This window comes from Pseudoxanthomonas sangjuensis (assembly GCF_010211755.1).
Classification (GTDB): Bacteria; Pseudomonadota; Gammaproteobacteria; order Xanthomonadales; family Xanthomonadaceae; genus Pseudoxanthomonas_A; species Pseudoxanthomonas_A sangjuensis.
Map to the genome: position 1 here is coordinate 18,520 of NZ_PDWR01000009.1, position 23,263 is coordinate 41,782.

General features: G+C 69.9%; 25 protein-coding genes. 14 read left to right on the forward strand and 11 right to left on the reverse strand.

Features of this window, described 5'->3' with window-relative positions; all coding sequences use genetic code 11:
* Positions 1-118: 118 nt before the first annotated feature.
* Together CSC71_RS06385 and CSC71_RS06390 are read right to left on the reverse strand one after the other, a co-directional pair.
* Positions 119-2,458: a S9 family peptidase gene (locus tag CSC71_RS06385; protein WP_162373530.1), complete on the reverse strand. Its 2,340-nt coding sequence runs from the start codon at positions 2,456-2,458 to the stop codon at positions 119-121.
* 44 nt (positions 2,459-2,502) lie between these two features.
* On the reverse strand, positions 2,503-2,982 hold the full coding sequence (locus CSC71_RS06390) for a hypothetical protein (RefSeq protein ID WP_162373531.1): 480 nt from the start codon (positions 2,980-2,982) through the stop codon (positions 2,503-2,505).
* Positions 2,983-3,110: 128 nt separating this feature from the next.
* On the opposite strand from CSC71_RS06390, the gene CSC71_RS06395 reads away from it, so the two are divergent.
* The 8 genes from CSC71_RS06395 (at position 3,111) to CSC71_RS06430 (ending at position 9,559) form a co-directional block, all read left to right on the forward strand.
* A complete protein-coding gene (locus CSC71_RS06395; protein ID WP_162373532.1) occupies positions 3,111-4,136 on the forward strand; it encodes a chorismate transformation FkbO/Hyg5 family protein in 1,026 nt (341 codons plus the stop codon).
* 34 nt (positions 4,137-4,170) lie between these two features.
* The gene (locus CSC71_RS06400) at positions 4,171-4,425 is read left to right on the forward strand and encodes a hypothetical protein (RefSeq protein ID WP_162373533.1); all 255 of its coding nucleotides are present in this window, start codon (positions 4,171-4,173) and stop codon (positions 4,423-4,425) included.
* 291 nt (positions 4,426-4,716) lie between these two features.
* Positions 4,717-5,178: a post-PEP-CTERM-1 domain-containing protein gene (locus CSC71_RS06405; protein ID WP_162373534.1), complete on the forward strand. Its 462-nt coding sequence runs from the start codon at positions 4,717-4,719 to the stop codon at positions 5,176-5,178.
* The gene (locus tag CSC71_RS06410) at positions 5,171-6,814 is read left to right on the forward strand and encodes a PA domain-containing protein (RefSeq protein WP_162373535.1); all 1,644 of its coding nucleotides are present in this window, start codon (positions 5,171-5,173) and stop codon (positions 6,812-6,814) included. Before CSC71_RS06405 ends, CSC71_RS06410 begins: the two co-directional genes overlap by 8 nt.
* Positions 6,815-6,922: 108 nt before the next feature.
* Complete coding sequence (gene hemB / locus CSC71_RS06415) at positions 6,923-7,909, forward strand: porphobilinogen synthase (RefSeq protein WP_162373536.1); 987 nt, start codon at positions 6,923-6,925, stop codon at positions 7,907-7,909.
* A gap of 105 nt (positions 7,910-8,014) precedes the next feature.
* A complete protein-coding gene (gene aroE, locus CSC71_RS06420; protein ID WP_162373537.1) occupies positions 8,015-8,863 on the forward strand; it encodes a shikimate dehydrogenase in 849 nt (282 codons plus the stop codon).
* Between the two features lie 28 nt (positions 8,864-8,891).
* Positions 8,892-9,236 (forward strand): hypothetical protein, encoded by a 345-nt coding sequence (locus CSC71_RS06425; protein ID WP_162373538.1) that lies wholly within the window; start codon positions 8,892-8,894, stop codon positions 9,234-9,236.
* 2 nt (positions 9,237-9,238) lie between these two features.
* Positions 9,239-9,559, forward strand: coding sequence for an MmcQ/YjbR family DNA-binding protein (locus CSC71_RS06430; protein WP_162373539.1), 321 nt, complete (start codon positions 9,239-9,241; stop codon positions 9,557-9,559).
* A 22-nt stretch (positions 9,560-9,581) separates the two neighbouring features.
* On the opposite strand, the gene CSC71_RS06435 is transcribed toward CSC71_RS06430, so the two are convergent.
* The 8 genes from CSC71_RS06435 to CSC71_RS06470 form a co-directional block, all read right to left on the reverse strand.
* On the reverse strand, positions 9,582-10,883 hold the full coding sequence (locus tag CSC71_RS06435; RefSeq protein WP_162373540.1) for a DUF58 domain-containing protein: 1,302 nt from the start codon (positions 10,881-10,883) through the stop codon (positions 9,582-9,584).
* 154 nt (positions 10,884-11,037) lie between these two features.
* Entirely contained in the window at positions 11,038-12,030 is a 993-nt protein-coding gene (locus CSC71_RS06440; RefSeq protein ID WP_162373541.1) for an AAA family ATPase, read from the reverse strand.
* Positions 12,027-13,232: a DUF4350 domain-containing protein gene (locus CSC71_RS06445; RefSeq protein ID WP_162373542.1), complete on the reverse strand. Its 1,206-nt coding sequence runs from the start codon at positions 13,230-13,232 to the stop codon at positions 12,027-12,029. Before CSC71_RS06445 ends, CSC71_RS06440 begins: the two co-directional genes overlap by 4 nt.
* The gene (locus tag CSC71_RS06450) at positions 13,229-14,809 is read right to left on the reverse strand and encodes a DUF4129 domain-containing protein (RefSeq protein ID WP_162373543.1); all 1,581 of its coding nucleotides are present in this window, start codon (positions 14,807-14,809) and stop codon (positions 13,229-13,231) included. The genes CSC71_RS06445 and CSC71_RS06450 overlap by 4 nt, the downstream gene beginning before the upstream one ends.
* A complete protein-coding gene (locus CSC71_RS06455; protein ID WP_162373544.1) occupies positions 14,799-15,917 on the reverse strand; it encodes a stage II sporulation protein M in 1,119 nt (372 codons plus the stop codon). Before CSC71_RS06455 ends, CSC71_RS06450 begins: the two co-directional genes overlap by 11 nt.
* Entirely contained in the window at positions 15,914-16,594 is a 681-nt protein-coding gene (locus CSC71_RS06460; RefSeq protein WP_162373545.1) for an RDD family protein, read from the reverse strand. Before CSC71_RS06460 ends, CSC71_RS06455 begins: the two co-directional genes overlap by 4 nt.
* Before the next feature lie 136 nt (positions 16,595-16,730).
* Entirely contained in the window at positions 16,731-17,624 is an 894-nt protein-coding gene (locus tag CSC71_RS06465) for a DUF2167 domain-containing protein (RefSeq protein WP_162373546.1), read from the reverse strand.
* A gap of 99 nt (positions 17,625-17,723) precedes the next feature.
* Positions 17,724-18,257, reverse strand: coding sequence for a gamma carbonic anhydrase family protein (locus CSC71_RS06470; RefSeq protein WP_162373614.1), 534 nt, complete (start codon positions 18,255-18,257; stop codon positions 17,724-17,726).
* Positions 18,258-18,324: 67 nt separating this feature from the next.
* Here CSC71_RS06470 and CSC71_RS06475 point away from each other — a divergent pair, with 67 nt between their 5' ends.
* From CSC71_RS06475 to CSC71_RS06490, 4 genes are read left to right on the forward strand one after another with little or no spacing between them, the layout of a single operon-like run.
* A complete protein-coding gene (locus tag CSC71_RS06475) occupies positions 18,325-19,728 on the forward strand; it encodes a coniferyl aldehyde dehydrogenase (RefSeq protein WP_162373615.1) in 1,404 nt (467 codons plus the stop codon).
* Entirely contained in the window at positions 19,728-20,201 is a 474-nt protein-coding gene (locus CSC71_RS06480) for a hypothetical protein (RefSeq protein WP_162373547.1), read from the forward strand. Before CSC71_RS06475 ends, CSC71_RS06480 begins: the two co-directional genes overlap by 1 nt.
* A gap of 54 nt (positions 20,202-20,255) precedes the next feature.
* Positions 20,256-21,026 (forward strand): exodeoxyribonuclease III, encoded by a 771-nt coding sequence (gene xth / locus CSC71_RS06485; RefSeq protein WP_162373548.1) that lies wholly within the window; start codon positions 20,256-20,258, stop codon positions 21,024-21,026.
* Between the two features lie 30 nt (positions 21,027-21,056).
* Positions 21,057-21,425 carry a nuclear transport factor 2 family protein gene (locus CSC71_RS06490; RefSeq protein ID WP_162373549.1) on the forward strand — a complete coding sequence of 123 codons (369 nt, stop codon included), beginning with the start codon at positions 21,057-21,059 and terminating at the stop codon, positions 21,423-21,425.
* 101 nt (positions 21,426-21,526) lie between these two features.
* Here the strand turns inward: CSC71_RS06490 and CSC71_RS06495 are convergent, their stop codons facing one another.
* A complete protein-coding gene (locus CSC71_RS06495) occupies positions 21,527-21,781 on the reverse strand; it encodes a GlsB/YeaQ/YmgE family stress response membrane protein (RefSeq protein WP_162373550.1) in 255 nt (84 codons plus the stop codon).
* Between the two features lie 164 nt (positions 21,782-21,945).
* On the opposite strand from CSC71_RS06495, the gene CSC71_RS06500 reads away from it, so the two are divergent.
* Positions 21,946-22,527: a 4'-phosphopantetheinyl transferase family protein gene (locus tag CSC71_RS06500; RefSeq protein WP_246192043.1), complete on the forward strand. Its 582-nt coding sequence runs from the start codon at positions 21,946-21,948 to the stop codon at positions 22,525-22,527.
* 22 nt (positions 22,528-22,549) lie between these two features.
* Positions 22,550-23,203: a 16S rRNA (guanine(527)-N(7))-methyltransferase RsmG gene (gene rsmG, locus CSC71_RS06505; RefSeq protein ID WP_162373551.1), complete on the forward strand. Its 654-nt coding sequence runs from the start codon at positions 22,550-22,552 to the stop codon at positions 23,201-23,203.
* Positions 23,204-23,263 lie beyond the last annotated feature (60 nt).

A 23,263-nucleotide genomic window follows, 5' to 3' on the forward strand; every position in this document is an offset into this window, starting at 1 on the left:
GGACCCGGCTTTCGATCTTTGCGATGCGAAGAGCAGAAGCCGCTCGCTGCGCTCGCGCCCTCATCCGCCCTTTGGGGCCCCTTCCCCCGCAAGCGGGGGAAGGGTTCTTTCCGGGCGCCTATTCGGCGACCTTCAGCTCGAACTGCGCCGGCGGCTCGACGCCGAGCAGGTTCTTGACGAAGTAGTCCCAGCGCCGGCGGGTCACGTACAGGCCGGCCGCGCCGCTGCCGTAGCCGTGGCGCGCGTTGGGGATCATCAGCAGGTCGAAGTCCTTGTTCGCCTTGATCAGCGCGTCGGCGACCAGCAGGGTCATGTACGGCGGCACGTTGTCGTCCATCGTGCCGTGGACCAGCATCAGCTTGCCCTGCAGGTTCTTCGCGATCGAGGCGTTGTCCTGCCCGGTGTAGTTGCTGCCGCCGCCGTCCTTCTTCTCCAGCAGGCCGTGGTAACGCTCGGCCCAGTCGTCCTCGTAGTTCAGGTTGTCGTGGTTGCCGCTTTCGGCCCAGCCCACCTTGAAGGTTTCCGGATAGCGGAACATCGCCGTCGCGGTGGCGTTGCCGCCGCCGCTGTGGCCCCACATGCCGACGCGGGTCGCGTCGAACCACGGGTAACGCTCGCCCAGCTGCTTCACCGCCGCGACCTGGTCCGGCAGGGTGTTGTCGGCCATGTTGGCGTAGGAAACGTCCTGGAAGGTCTTGCTGCGCCACGGCGTGCCCATGCCGTCGATGGCGACGAAGGCGAACCCCAGTTGCGCCAGCGACTGGCCGTCGCGGAACGCGGTGCTGAAGCGGTAGTTGCTGGCCGAACCGACCTGCGGCCCGGGATAGATGTAGACGATGACCGGGTATTTCTTCGCCGGATCCAGGTTCGCCGGCTTGACCATCAGCCCGTACAGGTCGGTCTTGCCGTCGCGCGCCTTGACCGTGAACTCTTCGGCCGGCTGCCAGCCGATGGCCTGCAACCGGGCGATGTCGGCGCGGGCGATTTCCTGCCTGGTCGCGCCATCGGCCGCGGAACGCAGCACGGTGACCGTCGGCTGCGCCGTCGTCGAATACGCGTCGACGAACCACGCGCCGCCCGGCGACAGGGCAACGGCGTGATCGGCGGCTTCCGGGGTCAACGGCGTCACGTCGCCGCCGTCCAGCGACACCTTGTACAGGTGCTTGTAATACGGATTGCCCGGTTCGCGGCCGTTGCCGACGAACCACAGCGTGCGCGTCTGCGCATCGATGCGCTCGATGCCGTCCACGTTCCACTGCCCGCTGGTGATCTGGCGCTTTTCCTTGCCGGTGGCCAGGTCGTGCAGGTACAGGTGGCCCCAGTCGGACTTCTGCGAATACCAGATGAACTCGTTGCTTTCCGGCAGGTAGCGCCACGCGACCGAGGACAACGCCGTGTTGCTCTGGTACTGGGTGACGACGGTTTCCCTGTACACGTCGCGCACCTCGCCGGTCGCGACGTCGGCCACGCGCAGTTGCGCGGACTTGTGCCCGCGGTCGGTGCTGACGAAGGCCAGCGTCCTGCCGTCGGGCGCCCACTGCACGTCCTCCCAGCCGTTGTCGCAGACGATGTCGTCGCTGCAGGTGGAACGGTGGAAATCCGCCGGCATCTTCAGCCGCACGGTCTTCTTCGCGGCGACGTCGATCACCACGCGCTCGATCATCGCCACGTGCTCGTCGCCGGCCAGCGGGTACTTCCAGCGCTCGACCACCGGCGTGCCGACGTTGGTCTTCACCAGCACCATCTCGCCGACCTTGCGCTGGTCCTGCTGGAAGGTGGCGATCTTCGTCGAGTCCGGCGACCAGACCAGGATCGCGTTGTCGCTGTGCTTCCAGCCGGCGTTGTCGGTGGCGTAGCCGTAGTCGGTGGCGCCGTCGCTGGTCAGCTGCGTCTCCGCGCCGCTGGCGAGGTCGCGCACCCACAGGTTCCAATCGCGGACGAACGCCTCCTTCTTCCCGTCCGGCGACGCGACGCCCGGCTCCTGCTTCTTCGCCAGCTTCGCCTCGCAGGCCTTGCCCGCGCAGACGAAGGCGCCGGCTGTCGTGGCCACCTCGACGCGGCCGTCGGCGAGCAGCTTGATCCCGCTGACCGGCAGCTTGCCGGCCTTCGCCGGCTTGCCGCCCTTGCCGGCCGCGGTCAGCGCCTGCGCCAGCGCGGCGTGGTCGAACGCCGGCGCGGCCTTGCCGGTCTTCGCGTCGAATACCAGGAAGCGGTCGCCGTTGGCGTCGTGGTCGCGGTACCAGAAGCGGTCGTCGGCGAGCCAGCTGACGCGCCCGACCGCGTGGTCGACCAGCGGGTTGGCGTTCTGCGGGAGGAATTTCGCGGCGCGCGCGTAATCGTCTGCGGTCGGCATCGCGCGAGTCTGCGCGAGCGCGGGCGACGCGATCAACAGGCCCGGCAGGAGTCCCGCCAAGACGATGGCGCCGATGCGCGCCGGTTCCGTGAACTTGCCAGCCATGAGCCTTCCATCGGGGAAAAGGCCATGCTAACCGCTGCGGCCGATCAGCCGAACATGACTTGCGGCCTATGCGCGGCCGCGCCGCCTCGGGGCGTGGTCGCCGGCGGCACCGCCGCTTCCGGCACCCAGATCGCCACGCCGGCCGCCTTCTTCTGCGTGGTCGGAATGCCGACGCTGAGTCCGCCGCCGCTGTGGCGGCCGAACGTGCCCGCGCCCACCGACATGCCGACCGGCGAACCGCTGCCGCCCACGCCGACCAGGACCACGCCGTTGGCGCCCAGCGCCGCCGCCTCGCGCTTCAACCGGGCCACCGCCGCATCGGTCTGGCCCTGGGTGCCGAAGCCGACCGCACTGGTCGCTTCCAGCTGGGCGATTTCGACCGAGCCCGGCGGCGGGCTGCCGTAGATGCGCACCTGCGCCGGATCGATCGGCGCGCGCGCCTCGCCAAGCATGACCTTCGAAGTGCCGGCGCAACCGGCCAGCGCGACGGCGGCCAGCGCGACCGCGGCAAGACGCAATTTCATGGCGGGCCTCCCGTTGGTTGGCGGCATCTTCCGCCGCAGGGCATGAATATAGCCCCACCCGGATCGGTGGGTGCCGCATCGGGCCGCGCGGTATCATCCGCCATCGTGATTCCCCCGGTCTTTCCCGCATGAGCGCCGCGCTGTCCGAGCCCCTGCCCCGTAGCCCGCGGCTGGCGGTCGAACTGGTCGCGCCGGAAGCGCTCGCCGTCGAGCTGGCCCGTCCCGATACCCTCGCCGTGTTCGGTTTCGGGCCCGAAGCGCCGACGCGCGACGCGGTCGGCGATGCCCGCTACCTGCGCGTACCGCTGGCGCCGCTGGACCAGGCGCGGCTGGAGGTATGGCGCGGCGCCGGCCCGGCGTCCGCTGGCTTCGACGGCGGCATCGCCCATGCCGACGACGGCGAACTGCAGTTCGGCGCGATCGAACTGCGCGACCGCGACGCCGACGACATGCTCGCCGCCAGCGAACGCGCCTACGCCCAGGCCAGCGCGTTCTGGCGCGGCAGCGGCTTCCCGCACCTGCTGCGGATCTGGAACTACTTCGACGAGATCACCTGGGGCGAAGGCGACGACGAGCGCTACCGCCAGTTCTGCATCGGCCGCGTGCGCGGCCTCGGCCAAGTCGATACCGCCGCGCTGCCGGCCGCGACCGCGATCGGAAGCAACGACGGCGGGCGCGTGCTGCAGGTCTACTGGCTGGCGGCGCGGCGCCCCGGCACGCCGCTGGAAAACCCGCGCCAGACCAGCGCGTGGCGCTACCCGCGCGAATACGGCCCGCAACCGCCGAGCTTCGCCCGCGCGCTGTTGCCGCCGCCGGGCGCGTTGCCGCTGTTCGTTTCCGGCACCGCCAGCATCGTCGGCCACGCCTCGCAGCACGCCGGTTCGCTGGCGCCGCAGCTCGACGAAACCCTCGCCAACCTCGACAGCCTGCTCGACGCGGCGCGCGAACGCCGCCCCGGCCTGCCGGCGGCGCTGGACGCGTCGACCCGGCTGAAGGTCTACGTGCGCGACGCCGCGCAGGCGGCGGCCGTCGAACGCCTGCTGCGCGCGCGCCTCGGCGACGCGGTGCCGTGGCTGCTGCTGCACGGCGACGTGTGCCGGCGCGAGCTGCAGGTGGAAATCGAGGGCATGCACGGCGTCATAATGGATGCCTGATCGCGACGGCCGCGAGCCGCGAGGAGAGAACGCAATGGGACTGATCAGTCTGATCTGGGGCATCGTCGCCATGGTCTGGATGGTGCTGGCGCTGATCCCGCTCATCAGCCTCACCAACTGGCTGCTGATCCCGTTCGCCGCGGTCGGCGCGATCATCGCCGCGGTCGGCATCCTGTTCACCCGCAGCGGAAAGCGCGGCCGCGCCAAGGCCGGGCTGGTGCTCAACGGCATCGTCATCCTGGTCGCCATCGCCCGGATCGGCCTGACCGGCACCGGCGGGCTGATCTGAGGTTCTGAGGTAACGCAACGGCGCCGGCGGCGTCCATGCGGCTCTGACGTCCCTGCGCCCACGGGACAGCATTACCGCCTGCAAAAAGGCTTCGCCTTTTGTCCGGTCCGGCCGGCGTTTTACGTGTGCCGCCCACCTGTTGAATGTGACGGCGATCACGGCGCAGACTGCGCCCAGTCGGCATTTCCCCCTGGCTTCGACCTGCCGACCGACCGATCCGTCGCCGCCCGGCCCACGCGCCGGCAACGGCGGGTTTTCCTCTGTTCCGTCCAGACGTGCAAAGGGGTACTTATGAAGAAGCACAGACCCGGTTCGTGGTGGCTGCTGTCCGCGGCCGCGCTGGCGCTGGCCGCCAACGCCGCGGAAACGCCCAAATCGAACGATGCGCAAGACACCGTGGAAGTCACCTTCGCCGGCATGAAGGTCGGCGTGGACAAGAAGACGGGCAAGCTGCGCCCGCTGACCGCGGAAGAATCCCGGCAGCTCGACGCGGCCATGGCCAGGCAGATGCGCGCCAACGCCAAGGCGCACCCCGCCAGCCCGGTGCCGGCGCCGCCCGACGAGGCCGCCGCCATCGCCGAGGCGCGCGTCCTGCCCGGTGGCGGCACGGCGATGAAGCTGCCCGCGACGCACATGGAATACCTGTACGCGACCCGCGACGCCAACGGCAACCTGGTGCTGAGTCATTCCGGCGACGACGCGGACGCCGCGCGGCCCGCGCAGGACGCCGCGAAGGAGTGGGCCCATGAATAAGCCACTCCTCGCCTCCGCCCTGGCCTTGGCCCTGGCCGCGCTCAGCGGCAACGCCGATGCCGCCCGCGTCGTGCTGTACAACCTCGACCCCGCCGGCGTCGGCCTCAACGACCCCACGCCGATCGCGCCGACCGGCGCCAATCCCGGCACCACCGTCGGCGAGCAGCGCCGCATCGCCTACCTGTTCGCCGCCGACCTGTGGGGCTCGGTGCTGCAGAGCGATGTCGACATCAAGGTCTACGCCTCGTTCGCGCCGCTGTCGTGCGCAGCGACCAGTGGCGTGCTCGGCTCGGCCGGGCCGAACTGGATCGTCTACAACTTCCCCGGCGTCGATCCGAACGTGCTGTATCCCTCCGCGCTGGGCGACGCGATCGCCGGCGAGGACCTGGTGCCCGATCCGCAGGACCCGGGCGACATCGCCTCGCAGTTCAACGGCAACCTCGGCCAGCCCGGCTGCCTGGAGTCCTTCTCCTGGTACTACGGACTGGACGGCAACACCCCGCCGGGCGCGATCAACTTCCTCAACGTGGTGATGCACGAGATCGGCCACGGCCTGGGCTTCTCCGGTTTCCTCAACAAGACCAGCGGCGCGCTGCTGGCCGGGCTGCCCGACGTCTACACGCGGCTGGCCTACGACAACGTGAGCAACCTGCGCTTCACCGACGCGGGCATGACCAACGCGACCCGCGCGCTGGCCATGCGCACGCCCGGCCGCACGGTCTGGGACGGCGCCGAAGTCAGCGCCCAGGCGCCGCTGATCCTCGACGAGGCGGTGCTGCTGCGCCTGACCGGCAGCCTGACCGCGGGCTACACCTACTACGGCACCGCCGCTTTCGGTGCGCCCGCCACGCCGGCCAACTTCAGCGGCGAACTGGTGCTGGCCGACGACGGCGTGGGCCCCGACACCGCCGACGCCTGCGAACCGCTGCCGGCCGGCAGCCTGACCGGCAAGATCGCCTTCATGAACCGCGGCACCTGCGGCTTCGAGTTCAAGGCGCTCAATGCCGAGAACGCGGGCGCGATCGGTGCGGTGATCGGCAACGTCGCCAGCTCCGGCACCCCGGGCACCGCGCCCGGCATGGCCGAGGATCCGGCGATCACCGCCACCATCCCGACGCTCAGCCTCGGCCTGGCCGAAGCCGATGCCATCCGCGCGGCGCTGCCGGGCATCGACATCAGCCTCGGCACGATCCCCGGCCGCCTCGCCGGCGGCGACGCCAACGGCCGCGTCCAGCTGTACGCGCCGACCACGGTGGCCTCCGGCTCGACCTTCTCGCATTTCGACACGCTGCTGTCGCCGAATGCGGTAATGGAGCCGAACATCACCGACACGCTGCACGCCGAGGCCAACCTCGACCTGACCCCGGCCCTGCTCGACGACCTCGGCTGGGTGCTCAACCCGGGCAACGCGAAGATCGGCAACTGCACCACCAACGTCGACGTGGTCGGCGACGGCGGCCTGATCCCGGGCGCCAACGTGCAGGCATGGAGCAACCTGTGCCTGCGCACCAGCCCCAGCAAGGCCGTGTACCAGAACTGCATGTCCGCCTACAAGGACCGGGCGCTGGCGGTCGGCATCCTGACCGGCAACCAGGGCGGCAAGGTCGCCGCCTGCGCGGCGAAGATCCTCAAGTAGCCCGCGAGGCGTAGCCGCAACCGGAACGGCGCCGCGAGGCGCCGTTCCTTTTCCGGCAAGGGTCCGCGCGGCGGCAGGCGTATCATTCCCCTGTCCAAGGAGCTTTGCATGGCCTATCCCTACACCCGCCCGCGCCGCATGCGCCGCGACGATTTCTCCCGCCGGCTGATGCGCGAGAACGTGCTGACCAGCAACGACCTGATCTATCCGGTGTTCGTGCACGAGGAAAAGGGCCGCGCGCCGGTACCGTCGATGCCGGGCGTGGAACGCCTGTCGATCGACGAACTGCTGCGCGTCGGCGAGCAGGCGCTGCAACTGGGCGTGCCGGTGCTGGACCTGTTCGGCGTGCCGGACCCGGCCGCGAAGACCGCCGACGGCGCCATCGCCTGGGACGAAAACGGCATCGTCCCGCGCGCGATCCGCGCGCTGAAGTCGCGCTTCCCGGAACTGGGGGTGATGAGCGACCAGGCGTTGGACCCGTACACCACCCACGGCCAGGACGGGCTGATCGACGACGACGGCTACATCCTCAACGACGCCACCATCGAGGCGCTGGTGAAGCAGTCGCTGGCCCACGCCGCCGCCGGCGCCGACATCCTTTCGCCCAGCGACATGATGGACGGCCGCATCGGCGCCATCCGGTCCGCGCTGGAACAGGAAGGCTTCGTCAACACCCGCATCCTGTCGTACGCGGCCAAGTACGCCTCGGCGTTCTACGGCCCGTTCCGCAGCGCGGTCGGCAGCGCCGGCAACCTCGGCAAGGGCAACAAGTTCACCTACCAGATGGACCCGGCCAATTCCGACGAGGCGCTGCACGAAGTGGCGCTGGACCTGGAGGAAGGCGCGGACATGGTGATGGTCAAGCCCGGCCTGCCGTACCTGGACGTGATCCGCCGGGTCAAGGACGAGTTCGGCGTGCCGACCTTCGCCTACCAGGTCAGCGGCGAATACGCGATGCTGAAGGCCGCCGCCGCCAACGGCTGGCTGGACGAGAAGGCCTGCGCGATGGAGGCGCTGCTCGCGTTCAAGCGCGCCGGCGCGGACGGCGTGCTGACCTACTTCGCGCTGGACGCGGCGCGCTGGCTGAGGGAATGAAAACGGATACCCTGTAGGAGCGGCGCGGGCCGCGATGCCTTTCGCTGCATGTGGGACAGGTCGCGGCTCGTGCCGCTCCTACAACAACATTCGTGGAGGTAGGGCATGAAACGCTACGCCATCTTCGGTCAACCGGTCGCGCAGTCGCAGTCGCCGCGCATCCACGCCGCGTTCGCAAGGCAGACCGGCATCGCGCTGGAATACACCGCGATAGAGAGTTCGCCGGCCGATTTCCCGAAGGTGCTGGAACGCTTCGTCGCTGGGGGCGGCGCCGGCGGCAACGTGACGATGCCGCTGAAGGAAACCGCGTTCGCGCTGTGCGCAACGCTCGGCGAGCGGGCACGCCGCGCCGGCGCGGTCAACACGCTGACCTGGAACGACGGCCAGTGGCACGGCGACAACACCGACGGCGCGGGGCTGGTGCGCGACCTGACCGGGCGCCACGGCCTGGATCTGCGCGACCGCCGCGTGCTGCTGCTCGGCGCCGGCGGCGCGGCGCGCGGCGTGGCGCCGGCGCTGCTCGACGCTGGCGTCGCGCAGATGTACGTGGTCAACCGCACGCCGGAAAAGGCCGACGCGCTGGTCGACATGCTGGGCTTGCCGCGGCGGGTGCACTCGCGCTACTGGGAACAGCTCGGCGAGCTGGGCGAGTTCGAGCTGGTCGTCAACACGACCTCGGCCGGGCGCGGCAACAACGGCAACCATGCGTTGAAGCTGCCGTTCTCGATCACCACCTCGCGCACCGCGGCGGTGGACCTCAACTACGGCGAAGCGGCGATCCCGTTCCTGGCCTGGGCGCGCGCGGCCGGCTGCCGCGACATCGTCGACGGCCTGGGCATGCTGGTCGAACAGGCGGCCGAAGCGTTCAAGCTGTGGCACGGCGTGCGCCCGGACACCGACCCGGTGTACGCCGAGTTGCGCGGGAGGCATGCGGCGCTGGCGACGGCGGATTGAAGCCACTCGCCGAACGAAGAGAGTGGTCATGGATAATCCCTATGGAACGCCAGTCTCCCATGTGGCCGACGCGCAGGCGCCGCAACACCTGTGGACGCGACCTGTCATCGCTTTTACTTCGGGGATATTGCTGCTGCCGATGTTGGCAGTCGCCGTGATATTCGCCTCCGACAAAGGTTCTGCGTCATACGGCAATTTTTATTTTTGGGGTTCCGTCGCAGTAGGCAGCGTGGTTGCGGGGCTTGTGTCGTTGCGTTTTCCGCGAATGCCCGTGTGGCTGGCGATACTGTTAGGCCCGTTGTCCGTGTTGCTGACAATTGTCGTAGTTATCGTTTCCGCATTTTCTCTGGGCATGATTCGTCTGTCGCCGTAACCGTGAAGATCGACCGCGTCCGCGACTACGCGCTCTCGCTGCCGGAAACCGCGGAAGCGCCGCACTTCAACTTCACCTCGTTCCGGGTCAGCGGCAAGATCTTCGCGACCGCGCCACCGGAAAACACCCATCTGCACGTCTTCGTCAACGAAGAACAACGCGAAACCGCGCTGGCGCTGCATCCGGATTCCATCGAAAAGCTGTTCTGGGGCCAGAAAGCCTGCGGGTTGCGGATCGCGCTGGCGAAGGCAAAGCCCGAAACCGTCGAGTCGCTGCTGCGGCAGGCATGGGCGGCGAAGGCCCCAAAGCGCCTGCCGAAATAAGCAACGCCGCCGCAGCATCGTTTCACAACAACCCGTCGCGCTTCACCGCGAGGTAGCGTTCGACCAGCGCCGCCGGCAATTCCGCGGCGGTCACGTCCAGCACCATCACCCGGTGGCTGCGCAAGGCATCGTGCGCGGCGGTGCGCTGTTCGAGGTAGCGCGCCACCGCGCCGGCGCGGATCGCGCCGGACAGGTCCTTCACCGCGTCGCCGAGCGCATCGTCGATGGCCTGCTCGCGCAGGCTGGCCACGCAGACCAGGTGGCGCTTCTTCAGCAACTGCACCGCGGCCAGCAGGTCCTCGATGTCCTCGTCGCGCACGTTGGTCACCAGCATCACCAGCGCGCGGCGGCGCTGGCGCAGCGACAGCTCGGTCGCCGCGGCGAGGTAGTCGGTGGCGACCGGTTGCGCCTGCAGGTCGTAGCTGGCGCGCAGCAGCGTGTCGATCGCGCCCATGCCACGCTGCGGCGACACCCAGCGGCCGTCGCCGCCGGCGGCGAGCAGTCCGACCGCATCGCCCTGGCGCAACGCGAGGTAGGAAACCACCAGCGCGGCGTTGAGCGCGTGGTCGAAGTGCGCCAGCTCGCCCTCGCGCGCCAGCATGCGCCGGCCGGTGTCGAGCAGCAGGACCACCTGCTGGTTCTTCTCGTCCTGGTATTCGCGCGAGATCAGCTTGCGCGAGCGCGAGGTCGCCTTCCAGTCGATCTGGCGCAGGCTGTCGCCGATGCGGTACTCGCGCATCTGGTGGAAGTCGGTGCCCTCGCCGCGGCGTCGCTTCAGGTGCGCGCCGACCAGCCGCGACGCCTGTTCCGCGCTGAACAATGCGAAGCGGGTCAGCGGCGCGAAGTTCGGGAACACCCGCACCTGCTGCGGCGCGCCGGCCACGCGCGACTGCTTCCACAGCCGCAGCGGCGACGCGATGCGCAGCTGCACGCCGGCGAAGCGCGCGTCGCCGCGCTCGTTCGGGCGCAGCTTGTAGGCGAAGCTCGACGCGGTCTGCGGCGCCAGCTTCAAGCGCCGCGGCAGGCCCTGCGACGGCCAGCCGCCGGGGTGCAGGTCGAACACGTCGACGCGCTGCGCGCGCGATGGCGATTCGACCCGCAGCGTCACCTCGCGTTCGATGCCGAGCGGCAACGCCTCCGGAATCTCGCGGGTCACGTTCGGCGTCTCGCGCCTGCGCAACCGCCACGCATCGAAGCCCGCCAACGCGGCGATCGCCGCGCCGGTTGCCGTCCACGCCGCCACCGGCGCGTCGAGGAACAGCACCGCGAGGCCGGACAGGCCCCAGAGGGCGAGCAGAACGACCAGTGGCGCGGCGGGAATCAAGATGAAGTTCCCGAAAATTCCCGTTCGTCCTGAGCGTAGGCGCATGGCGCCGAAGTCGAAGGACCAAAGCACCCCGACTTGCAGCATGTTTCGACTTTGCGAAGCTGCGCTGCGCTACGCTCGACACGAACGGTTCCGTTTTCCGGCGCGGGGATCACTTGCGCGGCGCCTCGACCTTGGCCAGCAACGCCTGCAGCACGTCGTCGGCATCCTGGCCTTCGATCTGCAGCTCCGGCGACAGCGAGATGCGGTGGCGCAGCGCCGGCCTGGCCACTTCGCGCACGTCGTCGGGGACGACGAAGTCGCGGCCGGACAGTACCGCCTGCGCGCGCGCGGCGCGGACCAGGGCGATGCTGCCGCGCGGGCCGGCGCCGAGGGCGATGCCCGGCCACTTGCGGGTCGCGGCTGCGATCCGCACCGCGTAGTCGATCACCTGCTCGTCGACCGTCACCGCGGCGACGCCGCGCTGCATCCCGATCACGTCGGCGGCGGCGGCGACGCGGTTCACCTTCGACAGGTCGAAGTCGCCGGCGGTGCGGCCGGTGGTGATCGCATCGACCATGCGCTTCTCGTCGGCCAGTCCCGGGTAGTCGATCAGCACCTTCAGCAGGAAGCGGTCGAGCTGCGCTTCCGGCAGCGGATAGGTGCCTTCCTGTTCGACCGGGTTCTGCGTGGCCAGGGCCATGAACGGCGGTTCCAGCGCGAACGCCTTGCCCTCGATCGTCACCTGCCCTTCCTGCATCACCTCGAGCAGCGCCGACTGGGTCTTGGCCGGGGCACGGTTGATCTCGTCGGCCAGCAGCAGGTGGGTGAACACCGGGCCGCGGCGGATCTTGAAGCTCTCGCTCTTCGGGTCGTACACCGCGTGGCCGCTGACGTCGCTGGGCATCAGGTCGGGAGTGAACTGCACACGCGCGTAGTTCAGTTCCAGCGCCTGCGCCAGCGCGCGCACCAGCAGGGTCTTGCCGAGGCCGGGCACGCCCTCGAGCAGCACGTGGCCGCCGGCGAGCAGCGCGATCAGGATCTGGTCGAGCACTTCCGGCTGGCCAATGAAGGCCTTGGCGACCTCGTCGCGGATCGCGGCGGCGCGCTGGCTGAGCGCATCGCCGGTCAGCGGGGCGATGGCGTGGAAGTTGGAATCGCTCATAGTCGGCTTCTCAGTTCGATCAGGAGGGAAATGCGGTCGCGGAACGCCGCCTTGTCGTGCGAGGCGGGCACCTGCAGCGCCTTGCGCAACGCATCGGCGGGCAGCTTGAAGCGCTCGGCCAGCAGCGCCAGCTGCGGCTCGCCGGACAGCGATGCGGCGAGCGGGTCGCGGCGGCGCAGGCGGGCGAGGAAGGCGGCACGCACCGCGGCGTACAGCAGCGGGCCGCGGCCGTAGCGGAACAGGTGTTCGCCGCTGGCGCGCACGTGCTCGAGCAGCGAACGCCGTTCCGCCACCGGTGCCGGCCGCTGCGGGCCGAAGCGGCGTGCGCGCAGCCACAGCCACGCCCCCAGCGCCAGCGCCAGCGGCAACCACACCGGCCAGCCGCGCGCCAGCAGCAGCGACCACAGCGACGGCATCTGCGCCGCGTAGACCAGGTGCACGGTGCCGCGGCCGTAGTTCGGCGCGAGCACCTGCCGCGCCAGCGCGCGGTGCGGCACGTCGCGCAGGCCGCTGCCGCTGCTTTCGCCGCCAAACAGGTTGACGACCGCACCTTCGCTGCGGCCATTGGCCAGGAAATCCATGTCGGCGAGCACGTCGACATGGCCCTCGCCGCGGGCGAGGCGCGCGTAGACGTAACCGTGCTTCAGGTCGCCCCACGCCAGTTCCGGCACCACGCCGGCGAAGCCGAAGCGGCGCGCGCCGCAGAACTCGATGTGGCGTTCCTCGCCCTCGAGCTGGTATGGCACGCATTCGCGGCTGCCGTCGTCGTCGTTGCGCAGGACCAGCTGCAGTTCGCCGAACAGCGGCGCCGACAGCTGCTTGTCCCATTCGACGCCGTGCGGCGTGCGCAAGACCAGGTGGCCGCCGCGCTCGACCCAGGCGAGCAGGCGCCGCGCATCGGGCGGCGACATCGCGCGCGGGTCGCCGAACACCAGCACCGTGTCGCGCGGCCCCGGCGCGTGCGCGGACAGGTCGAGGCGCTGCCGCGACTCGACGCGCACGCCGTCGGCCTGCAGCGCCTTCTTCAGCGCGTACAGTGGGTTGTACGCGGCCTCACCGCGCGGTGGCAGCGGGAATTCGCGCTCGACGCGGATGTAGTTGTGCAGGAACCACGCCAGCGCCACGACCACGACCGCGACCACGCCGGCCGCCAGCAGGCCGCCGCGCGCGCCGCGCAGGTCGCGCTTCGCCACCGCGTTCATGCCGTCCACCCGTAGCGCTGCTGCAACTGGCCGAGCAGGCTTTCGAATTCGTCCTCGCCCGGCAGCCGCTGCGCGTAGGCCGCGTACTGCCAGACCGCGACCATGCGCGCGAACAGGCTGCGTTCGTCACCGTCGCGCAGGCGCCGCGACGCGCGCAGGCATTCGGCCTCGGTCGCGCCCGGCGGCAACACCACGTCGGCATGCGCGGCCATCACCTCGACGCTGGCGCGGTACAACAGCGCCAGCGCGTGGCGCGGCCTGCCTTCGCGCCACAACCGCCGCGCGCTGGCGGCGATATCGGGCGGCAGCAGTTCGGGGATCGGCAGGGTTTCGGTTTCGACCGCGGCCGCCTGCGCACGGCGCGGCCGCCACGTGCCGCGCATCCACGGCAGCCAGTGCCCTGCCGTGGCGACCAGGATCGCCAGCAGCAGCGCGGCGAGGATCCACAGGCCCCATTCGCCGATGAAGGCGAACATGCGCCCGATCGCCCCCAGCCACGGCAGGTTGCTGCTGCGCACCGGCCGCGGCTGGTCCGGGTTGCGCTTCTGCCACTGCTTGACCTTGCGCTTGGCGCCGAGCAACGGATCGGCGTAGGCCTGCTCGACCGCCTTGCGGAACGCCGCATCGTCGACGCGCTGCTCGCCGAACACCGCCGGCAGCGTCGACGGTTGTTCGCGCTGCGCGGTCGCTCCGGCGGCCGCTTCGGCCTGCGCGCCGGACGGCGCGGGCGAGGGCAGCGTGCGCTGCGCATCGCGTTCCTGCGCAGGCAACGGCGCGGCGGCGCACACGGCCAGCAACAGCAGCAACGGTGCGGTCGCCGCGCGCAGGCGCTCGCGCAGGCGGCGGAACGCGATCTCGACGTCCCACGCCTCGATCTGGGTGCGCCGGTTCAGGTACAGGCCGAAACCGGCGCCGACGTAGAACGGCGCGATCGCCGTCATCGCCAGCCAGCAGAAGCCATTCCACAGCAGGTTGGCCCACGCCGGCGGATCGCGCAGCAGCGCCATCCAGCCAGCGCGCAGCGTCTCCGGCAGGTGCTCCGGCGGCACGAACATCAGCAGCGTGGCGACGCTGCCCAGCGCCAGCGCCAGTTCGAAATGCCAGCACACCAGGGTCAGCAGCGCCGCATGCCCGTACACCGCGCCGCCGCGCACGCGCCGGCGCTCGCGCAAGCGGGTGCCGGCCGCGCCTTCCAGCAGGTCGACCGGCAGGAACAGCGAACGCGCCGGGCCCAGCCGGCGCCAGGTCAGGTAGTGCAGCATCGGCTTCCAGCCCCAGCGCGCCTGCGCGGCGAGGGTGGCGCGCACGGCGGGCGGATCGCCGAACACCGCGCGCGACAGCACGTACAGCGGGATGCGCTCGAACGCCGGCTTCATCCACCACATCAGGAAGCCGGCCAGCCAGAACAGGTCGAACGCCCACGCGATGGCGTTCAGCGCGACGAACAGCGGCAGGGTGGCCGCGAGCCACGGTTTCCAGATCGCCGCGGCGTGGCGACGCACCAGCGCGCTGCCGAGTTCGACCGCTTCCCACGGCGAACGCGCGCGCAGGTTGACGGTCAGCCGGTCAAGCCGCATCAACGGATTCCTTTTGCCATTCCCGCCGCCGGCCATGGCGCGACGCATCGGCTTGCGGATCGCCCGGCCCGAGCATCCCTGGCCGGGCGCCCGGCACGACGGTGCGGCCGTGCGGCGCCAGCGCGTCATGGCCCCGCCCGCCGAAGAACAGCCACGACAACACCAGCGTCCACAGCACCGCGGCGACCGAGTACTTCACCGCCGCCGGGATCGAACCGATCGCCGACCAGAACGCCTCGATGAAGGCGGCGATCAGCAGCATCGCCGCCACGCCCAGGCACAGCTTCGCGCCCTTCTTGCCGCCTTCGACGAGTGCGTCGATGCGCCGGCGCCGGCCCGGCGCGAGCAGGCTGAAGCCCAGCCGCAGCCCCGCGCCGCCGGCGATGACGATCGCGGTCAGTTCGAACGCGCCGTGCCCGCAAGCGAAGCGGAACAGCGGATCCCCGTAGCCGATCTGCACCAGGTGGCCGAACGTCGCGCCGATGCCGATGCCGTTGAAGATCAGCACGAGAATGGTGCCGACGCCGAACAGCAGGCCGCTGGCGAAGGTGCGCAGGCCGATGCTGATGTTGTTCATGATGTACACGCCGAACATCGCCCAGTCGGTACCGCTGTCGCGGCCCAGCCGCTGCGCCGGATTGGCCGGGTCGTACATGCGCTCGTATGCGGCGATCTGCTGCGGGTCCATCAGCGCGTGGATCAGCTCCGGCCGGTACTGCAGCAGCACGAACCAGCCGACCAGCGGGATCGCGAACAGCGCCAGCGACGCCCACATGCAGCCGGCTTCGCTGCGCACCAGCCGCGGGAACCCGGCGAGCAGGAACTCGCCGACGCGGCGCCAGCGCGGCGGCGGCGGGCGGTACAGCAGGTTGTGGCCCCGCTGCATCAGATCCTGCAGGCGCGTGGTGACCACCGGGCTGTAGCCGCGGCGGCGCGCCAGCGCCAGTTGCTGGCAGATGCGGCGGTAGCGCTGCGGGACGTCCTCGTCGCCGAGCTCGAGGGTATTGCGTTCGCCGCGCGCCGCGCGCGCGTCGCCGCGGGCCTGCAGCCATTGCTCGAACGCGACCCATTCGGCCTGGTGGCGGGCGACGAACTGCTCCTGTTTCATCGCCGCCCCAGCAACCAGTTCGCCATGCCGTACAGGCGCAGCACGCCGGCCTGGCCGCGCGCGGCGGTCAGCGGTTCGACGATGTCGGCCAGTTCCGCCTGCCGCGCCGCGGTCAGCTGTGGCGCGCGTTCGCCGAAGGCGACGATCGCCGCCTGTTCCGCCGGCTGCAGCGCGGCCGGCGGCGCCAGCACCGCGTTGAACGGCGCCGGCGCGTGTTCGCGCTCGCGTTCGTCGTGCACGACCAGGGTGCCGGCGACCATGTCGCCAAGGCGGCGTCCGTGCGGGTCGGCGAGGCTGGCGACCAGCCCGGCCATGTAGCCGAACGGCAGCATGTCGACGGTGCGCAGCAGGTTGCGCACGATCGCCGCCAGCCAGCCGACCGGCGCGCCGTCGGCGGACACCACGCGCAGCGACATCGCCTTCTTGCCGAGGGTCTGCCCGTTCCACAGCGTTTCCAGCACGATCGGATACGCCCAGTACACCAGGAACATCGCGATCAGGTACAGGCCCTGCCCGGCGCGGCCGAGGAAGGCCAGCAGCATGCCGCAGACCAGCAGCAACGCCACGCGCACGGCGAAGTCGATGGTCCACGCCACCGCGCGCGGCACCGGGCCGGCGGCCGGCAGGTGCAGGGCCACGCCTTCGGGGGTGACGACTTCGCGATAGGTGTCGAGCATCAGCCGCCGGTCCGGCGCCGGCGCCGGCGCGGCGCGGCATCGCGCCGCGACCTGGTCGTATCAACACGCGTCATGCATCCCTCGCGCCGCTTCCTCGTCGCAGCGACTTTAATCGCGGCGCCCGCGCTTGCACAGGTCAGCGCACCGTGCTGTCCCGGCGCTTGTCGCGATCGCCGCCGAACAAGCGCTTGACCGCCGCGCCCAGCGCGACGACGCCGATCAGGCCCAGTTTCCAGAACTTGGCCAGCAACAGGCCGAGCTTGGCGAACAGGCCGGCCTTGGCGGCGAGGCCGCCGCCGATCAGCGCGGCGATGCCGTAGGCCGCGACCTTGTCGGTGGAGGCGTCGTAGTCGGCGTAGCGCGCGCCGGGGTCGAACTCGGCCATCGACAGCAGCTGCTGCATGCCTTGCTGCACCTGGCCCAGTTCGGACATGCCGGCGACCGCGTTGAGGCTGAGATAGCCGCGGCGGCCGAGCACGCGGATGTCGTAGTTCAGGGTGTGTTGCGAACTGCCTTCGAACGCGAGCTCCTTGGCCCAGTGCAGCTTCTTGCTGCCGGCGTCGTAGCGCGGCGCCGACGCCCAGCCGACCAGGTCGACGGTTCCGTAGCCGGCCTTCTTGCGTTCCTCGTTGCTGTCGCGGGTTTCCTGCTGCAGCTGCGCGAGCAGTTCGTCGTAGTCGATCTTCGCCGCATCCTCGTCCGACACGTAGCCGTCGTCGGAATAGGTCACCACCACCGCCCAGCTGTCGTCGGCGCTCAGCGCCGGTTGCGCCGGCACGACCATGCCGAGGACGCTGTCGTCGGGCGGATTGCCCCACATTTCCTCGAGCACGCGCCGCGCGTCGGCCTTCTCCAGGTAACGGAACGCCGGGCCGAGGCGGAAATGCGCGCCGGCCTCGGGCACGGCAACGTCGCCGTCCTTGAAATGCAGCGACGCGACGAATTTCTCGGCGGCCGACTCCTGCGCCATTGCCGGCATCGCCAGCGCGATCCATGCCGCGGCCAGCAGGCCGCACAACTTCCGCTTCATCAGGTTCCCCTTGGACGGCACCCCATGCCGATGCCGGAGTGTGCCCGTCCGCCGGCGTTCCGCGCAAGCCGCGATAGCTTTGCGTGATGCGTGTCGTGGCTACGCGCCGAGGTACTGGTCCTTCAGCTTCACGTAGTGCCGCGCGGAATACAGCAGGCTTTCGATCTCCCTGTCGCTCAGCCTGCGCGCCGGCCGCGCCGGGTTGCCGAGCCACAATTCGCCCTCGCCGACGGTCTTGCCGGGGCCGACCACCGCGCCGGCGCCGACCAGCGCGTGCTTCTTCACCGTCGCGCCGTCGAGGATGGTCGCGCCCATGCCGATCAGGCAGGCATCCTCGATCGTGCAGGCGTGGACGATCGCGCCGTGACCGATGGTCACGTCCGCGCCGATCAGCGTCGGATGGCCGGCGCTGTTGTACGGGCTGTGGTGGCTGACGTGGACGATGCTGCCATCCTGGATGTTGGTGCGCGCGCCGACCCGGATGTAGTTGACGTCGCCGCGCAGCACCACGCCCGGCCAGACCGACGCGTCCTCGGCCAGCTCGACGTCGCCGATGACGGTCGCCGCCGGATCGACGTAGACCCGCGCCCCGAGGGTGGGAAAGCGGTCGAGATAGGGGCGCAGGAAGGTCATGCTGGCGCTGGTGCCGCGATACGACGGGAAATGCGCATCGTACAGGACTAGACTCGGCCGCATGGACATGAACGCCGACACGCCGGTCCCGGAACTGCGGCCGACCCTCGATCGCCTGCGCGCGGCATGGCAGGCCGGCAAGCCGAGCTACGCGCAGCGCATCGACGACCTGCAACGCCTGCGCGATGCGCTGAAGCGGCGGCTCGGCGACATGGCCAGCACCATCTCCGCCGACTTCGGCCACCGCTCGAAGCACGAAAGCCTGCTCGCCGACGGCATGACCGCGCTGAACGAGATCGACCACCTGCGCAGGCACCTGCGCGGCTGGATGCGGCCGCGGCGCGTCGGCGTCGGCTGGCGCTTCCTGCCCGGCCGCGCGGAAGTGCGCAGCGTGCCGGTCGGCGTGGTCGGGGTGATCTCGCCCTGGAACTACCCGGTCAACCTGGCGCTGATCCCGCTGGCCACCGCGATCGCCGCCGGCAACCACGTGTTCCTGAAACCCTCCGAGCACACGCCGCGCACCAGCGCCTTCCTGCGCGAGCTGCTGGCCGAGGTGTTCCCGGCGGACCGCATCGCCGTCGCGACCGGCGGGCCGGAAGTCGGCGGCGCGTTCGCCGCGCTGCCGTTCGACCACCTGGTGTTCACCGGCTCGACCGCGGTCGGCCGCAAGGTGATGGCCGCCGCGGCGCCGAACCTGACCCCGCTGACGCTGGAGCTGGGCGGCAAGTCGCCGGCGATCGTGGTCGACGACTATCCGGTCGAACAGGCGGCGGCGCGGCTGGCCACCGGCAAGTGGTTCAACTGCGGACAGACCTGCATCGCGCCGGATTACGTGCTGGTCGGGCGCAAGCGCCGCGACCGGCTCGTGCAGGCGCTGCGCGAACAGATGGCAACGCGCTACGGCAGCTTCAGCGACCCGGTCGACTACACCCGCGTGATCAACGACGGCCAGTACGCGCGGCTGCAGGGCTACCTCGACGATGCGCGTTCGCGCGGGCTGGAGGTAATCACACTCGCCGGCGAAGCGAAGCCGGACCAGCGCCTGCTGCCGCCGACGCTGGTGCTGGAACCGGGCGACGACGCCAGGATCATGCAGGAGGAGATCTTCGGGCCGATCCTGCCGATCAAGAGCGTCGACACGCTCGACGAAGCCATCGCCTACGTCAACGCGCACGACCGCCCGCTGGCGCTGTACCCGTTCGCGAAGCACGAAGGCGCGATCGAGAAGGTGCTGTACAACACCCTTGCCGGCGGCGTGTCGGTCAACGACACCCTGTTCCACTTCGCGATCACCAACCTGCCCTTCGGCGGCATCGGCGCCAGCGGCATGGGCGCCTACCACGGCCGCGCCGGCTTCGACGCGATGAGCAAGCAGCTGCCGGTATTCTGGCAGGCCAGGTACACCGGCGGCGACCTGCTGAAGCCGCCTTATTCGAAGATTTCGAAGTTCATCGATTTCATCGTGCGCTGATGGCCACCCTCATGAAATTTGAGAAAACCGCCTTCTTTCTATTTTTTGTGGCCGGCACTGCGTCGGCGAACACCTGTATCTATAAGCCCGGGGTCGAAAAATACGAAAAAGCAACCACTGTCTTCATCGCCACGATTACCGGCGTTGACGCCTTCCCGACATCGACCTCCATAGGCAATGGCGACTGGTATCGCCTGAACTACCGCTATCTCGTGCGAGAGGTCTTCAAGGGCGACCCCTCCATCGTGGAGTCCATTTTCACCAACCAGATTTACACCACCTACGACGCAGCCATCGTGCACAGCATGCATCTCTCCAAGCTGCAACCGGGCGACAATGTACTGATATCGGCGGGTTCATCCGGAGAGGTTAATTTGAGCGGTTGTGAGGGAATGCCTTGGAATCCCGACCCGAAGGAGCTTGCGTTACTTCGCTCTCTGAACCCTCCCGATGTCGGCAATACAAAGCCATGACGTGGCAGATTCGTGGCTCCAGGCTGCAACCAAATCTGTATTAGGATTTGCACGATGAAAATCGCCAGCTGGAACGTCAACTCGCTCAACGTGCGCCTGCCGCACCTCGAGGCGTGGCTGAAGACCTTCGCGCCGGACGTGGTCGGCATCCAGGAAACCAAGCTGGAAGACCACAAGTTTCCCGACTCGGTGCTGGCCGGGCTGGGCTACCGCAGCGTGTTCGCCGGGCAGAAGACCTACAACGGCGTGGCGATCCTCGCCCGCGAGCGCAGCATCGGCGACGTGCAGGTCGGCATCCCCGATTTCGACGACGAACAGAAGCGCGTCATCGCCGCGACCGTCGACGGCGTGCGCATCGTCAACCTGTACGTGGTCAACGGCCAGGACGTCGGCACCGACAAGTACAGCTACAAGCTGCGCTGGCTCGACGCCGTGCACGGCTGGCTGGCCGAGGAGCTGAAGAAGCATCCGCAACTGGTCGTGCTGGGCGACTTCAACATCGCGCCGGACGAGCGCGACGTGCACGATCCGTTGCAGTGGAACGACGAACACATCCTGACCTCGACCGCCGAACGCGCCGCGCTACGCCGCCTGTACGCGCTCGGCCTGCACGACGCCTTCCGCCTGCACGACGACGCGGCCGGCACGTTCAGCTGGTGGGACTACCGGCAGGGCGGCTTCCGCCGCAACCTCGGCCTGCGCATCGACCTGACGCTGGTCTCGGACACGCTGCGCGACAATGCGGTCGAGGCCGGCATCGACCGCGAACCGCGCACCTGGGAACGGCCGAGCGACCACGCGCCCGCCTGGGTGCGATTGAAATAGCGCCCGCAACGCCGGCCACCGGGGCACGACATGTCGAACAAGGACGCTGCACTGGATTTCCTGCAGATGGTGGTTGCCGGCGACATCGACGCGGCCTACGAAAGGCACGTCGCGCCGGACCTGGTCCACCACAACGCGTACGTCCCGGCCGGCGCGGACGCGCTGCGCGCGGCGATGAAGGAAGCGCACGCGCGGCAACCCGGCAAGGTCTTCGAGGTCAGGCAGGCGATCGCCGGCGACGACCGCGTCGCGGTCCATTCGCACCTGCGCTTCAAGCCGGAGGACCGGGGCTACGCGGTGGTGCACCTCTTCCGTTTCGAGGCCGGCAGGATCGCCGAGATGTGGGACATGGCTCAGGAAGTGCCGGCGGATTCGCCGAACGCGGACGGCCTGTTCTGACAGGGCAAAGGCCCGGGAACCGGGCCTTTGCGGCGCCACGGACCTTGGGTGCGTCTCAAGCTTCACTCGATTTCAGCGCACGCGGCCGCAGCGAAAAGCGTTCAACGCGCCTTGCCGCGCGTGAACAGGTTGACGATCAGCAGCAACACGATGGCACCGATCAGCGCGGTGATCAAGTAGCCGATCCAGCCGCTGAAGTTCAATCCGACCAGCGGCAACAACCAGCCGCCGACGAACCCGCCGATGATGCCGACGATCACGTTGAGGATGATGCCCTGCGACGCGTCGCGCCTCATGACGATACTGGCCAGCCAGCCCGCGATGCCGCCGACGATCAACTGGATGATGAGACCCATGCGATCTGCTCCTTCTGGATGTGGAAGGGATGTCGTGGGGTCGGCACCGGCCGGTGCCGTGCGCAGATTGGACCCGCCCCGCCCGTAAGACCGCGTCAACGCCCGGCCCGCGCGACGCTTCGCGCATGCTGCCCCGCAGCAGCGGCGCGCATAGAATGGCGCCGATGCCAGACGCCCCGCACGATCCCGCGATGCCGCGCACCTGGGTGGTTCCGCACCGCCACGGCACGCGCGGCGAACCCTCGGTGCGCCCGCTGCTGGCCGACACCCTCGGCATGGCCGCGGAAGCGCTGCCGCTGCAGCGCGACGACAGCGGCCGCCCGCGCCTGCATGCGCCGCTGCAGCGCTACGACCTGGGCTGGAGCCACAGCGGCGACGCGCTGCTGCTGGCGCTGGGCGAGGCGGTGACGCTGGGCGTGGACATCGAGCGCCTGCGGCCGCGGCCGCGCGCGCTGGAACTGGCGCAGCGCTTCTTCCACCCCGACGAGGCCGCATGGCTGCGCGCGCAGCGCGACGACGCGCGCGAGCTGGCCTTCGTGCGCCTGTGGTGCGCGAAGGAAGCGGTGCTGAAGGCGCACGGCGCCGGCATCGTGCTGGGCCTGGAAAAGCCGGTCTTCGCCGAAACCGGCGACGGACTGCGCCTGGTCGCCAGCCACCCCGCGCTCGGCGCGCCGGCAGACTGGACGCTGCGCGAATGGGAACCGCTGCCCGGCTACCGCGCGGCGCTGGCGTGGCGCCCGGCCTGACCGCGTCGGCGATAATGCGCGGGTGAACGACGCCCCCCTCTCCCCCGAACTGCGCGACGAACTGGACCGGTCGCTGCGCGCCGGCCTGCGCGCGCTCGGCCTCGACGCCGACGCGCTGGCCCCGCGCCTGCTCGACTACCTGGCCCTGCTGGCGCGCTGGAACCGCGCCTACAACCTGACCGCGATCCGCGACCCGCGGCAGATGGTGACGATGCACCTGCTCGATTCGCTGGCGATGCATCCCTTCGTCGGCGACGGAACCCTGGCCGACCTCGGTACCGGCCCCGGCCTGCCCGGCATTCCGCTGGCCATCGCCAAGCCCGGCCTGCAGGTCACCCTGGTCGAGAGCAACGGCAAGAAGGCGCGCTTCCTGCGCGAAGCGGTGCGCCAGCTCGGCCTGTCCAACGCGCGCGTGGCCGAGTCGCGCGCCGAGGCGCTGGACGAACCAGCCGCCTACGCCAACCTGACCGCGCGCGCGCTGGCCACGCTGGCCGGCATCGTCGAGGTCGGCGGCCACCTGTTGCAGCCCGGCGGCCGCCTGCTGGCGATGAAGGGCGTGGTGCCGCACGACGAAATCGCCGCGCTGCCCGCCGGCTGGCGCGTTGAGGTGGTGCACCCGCTGAAGGTGCCGGGGCTCGATGCCGAGCGGCATCTGGTGGTGGTCAGGCGCGACTGATGCTTTTTCCTTCTCCCTCCGGGAGAAGGTGCCCCGCAGGGGCGGATGAGGGTTCGGTCG

Coding starts and splice junctions, on each gene's coding strand:
- CSC71_RS06385 (WP_162373530.1), bottom strand. CDS start 2,458: ATGGCTGGCAAGTTCACGGAACCGGCGCGCATCGGCGCCATCGTCTTG.
- CSC71_RS06390 (WP_162373531.1), bottom strand. CDS start 2,982: ATGAAATTGCGTCTTGCCGCGGTCGCGCTGGCCGCCGTCGCGCTGGCC.
- CSC71_RS06395 (WP_162373532.1), top strand. CDS start 3,111: ATGAGCGCCGCGCTGTCCGAGCCCCTGCCCCGTAGCCCGCGGCTGGCG.
- CSC71_RS06400 (WP_162373533.1), top strand. CDS start 4,171: ATGGGACTGATCAGTCTGATCTGGGGCATCGTCGCCATGGTCTGGATG.
- CSC71_RS06405 (WP_162373534.1), top strand. CDS start 4,717: ATGAAGAAGCACAGACCCGGTTCGTGGTGGCTGCTGTCCGCGGCCGCG.
- CSC71_RS06410 (WP_162373535.1), top strand. CDS start 5,171: ATGAATAAGCCACTCCTCGCCTCCGCCCTGGCCTTGGCCCTGGCCGCG.
- hemB (WP_162373536.1), top strand. CDS start 6,923: ATGGCCTATCCCTACACCCGCCCGCGCCGCATGCGCCGCGACGATTTC.
- aroE (WP_162373537.1), top strand. CDS start 8,015: ATGAAACGCTACGCCATCTTCGGTCAACCGGTCGCGCAGTCGCAGTCG.
- CSC71_RS06425 (WP_162373538.1), top strand. CDS start 8,892: ATGGATAATCCCTATGGAACGCCAGTCTCCCATGTGGCCGACGCGCAG.
- CSC71_RS06440 (WP_162373541.1), bottom strand. CDS start 12,030: ATGAGCGATTCCAACTTCCACGCCATCGCCCCGCTGACCGGCGATGCG.
- CSC71_RS06445 (WP_162373542.1), bottom strand. CDS start 13,232: ATGAACGCGGTGGCGAAGCGCGACCTGCGCGGCGCGCGCGGCGGCCTG.
- CSC71_RS06450 (WP_162373543.1), bottom strand. CDS start 14,809: ATGCGGCTTGACCGGCTGACCGTCAACCTGCGCGCGCGTTCGCCGTGG.
- CSC71_RS06455 (WP_162373544.1), bottom strand. CDS start 15,917: ATGAAACAGGAGCAGTTCGTCGCCCGCCACCAGGCCGAATGGGTCGCG.
- CSC71_RS06460 (WP_162373545.1), bottom strand. CDS start 16,594: ATGCTCGACACCTATCGCGAAGTCGTCACCCCCGAAGGCGTGGCCCTG.
- CSC71_RS06465 (WP_162373546.1), bottom strand. CDS start 17,624: ATGAAGCGGAAGTTGTGCGGCCTGCTGGCCGCGGCATGGATCGCGCTG.
- CSC71_RS06470 (WP_162373614.1), bottom strand. CDS start 18,257: ATGACCTTCCTGCGCCCCTATCTCGACCGCTTTCCCACCCTCGGGGCG.
- CSC71_RS06475 (WP_162373615.1), top strand. CDS start 18,325: ATGAACGCCGACACGCCGGTCCCGGAACTGCGGCCGACCCTCGATCGC.
- CSC71_RS06480 (WP_162373547.1), top strand. CDS start 19,728: ATGGCCACCCTCATGAAATTTGAGAAAACCGCCTTCTTTCTATTTTTT.
- xth (WP_162373548.1), top strand. CDS start 20,256: ATGAAAATCGCCAGCTGGAACGTCAACTCGCTCAACGTGCGCCTGCCG.
- CSC71_RS06490 (WP_162373549.1), top strand. CDS start 21,057: ATGTCGAACAAGGACGCTGCACTGGATTTCCTGCAGATGGTGGTTGCC.
- CSC71_RS06495 (WP_162373550.1), bottom strand. CDS start 21,781: ATGGGTCTCATCATCCAGTTGATCGTCGGCGGCATCGCGGGCTGGCTG.
- CSC71_RS06500 (WP_246192043.1), top strand. CDS start 21,946: ATGCCAGACGCCCCGCACGATCCCGCGATGCCGCGCACCTGGGTGGTT.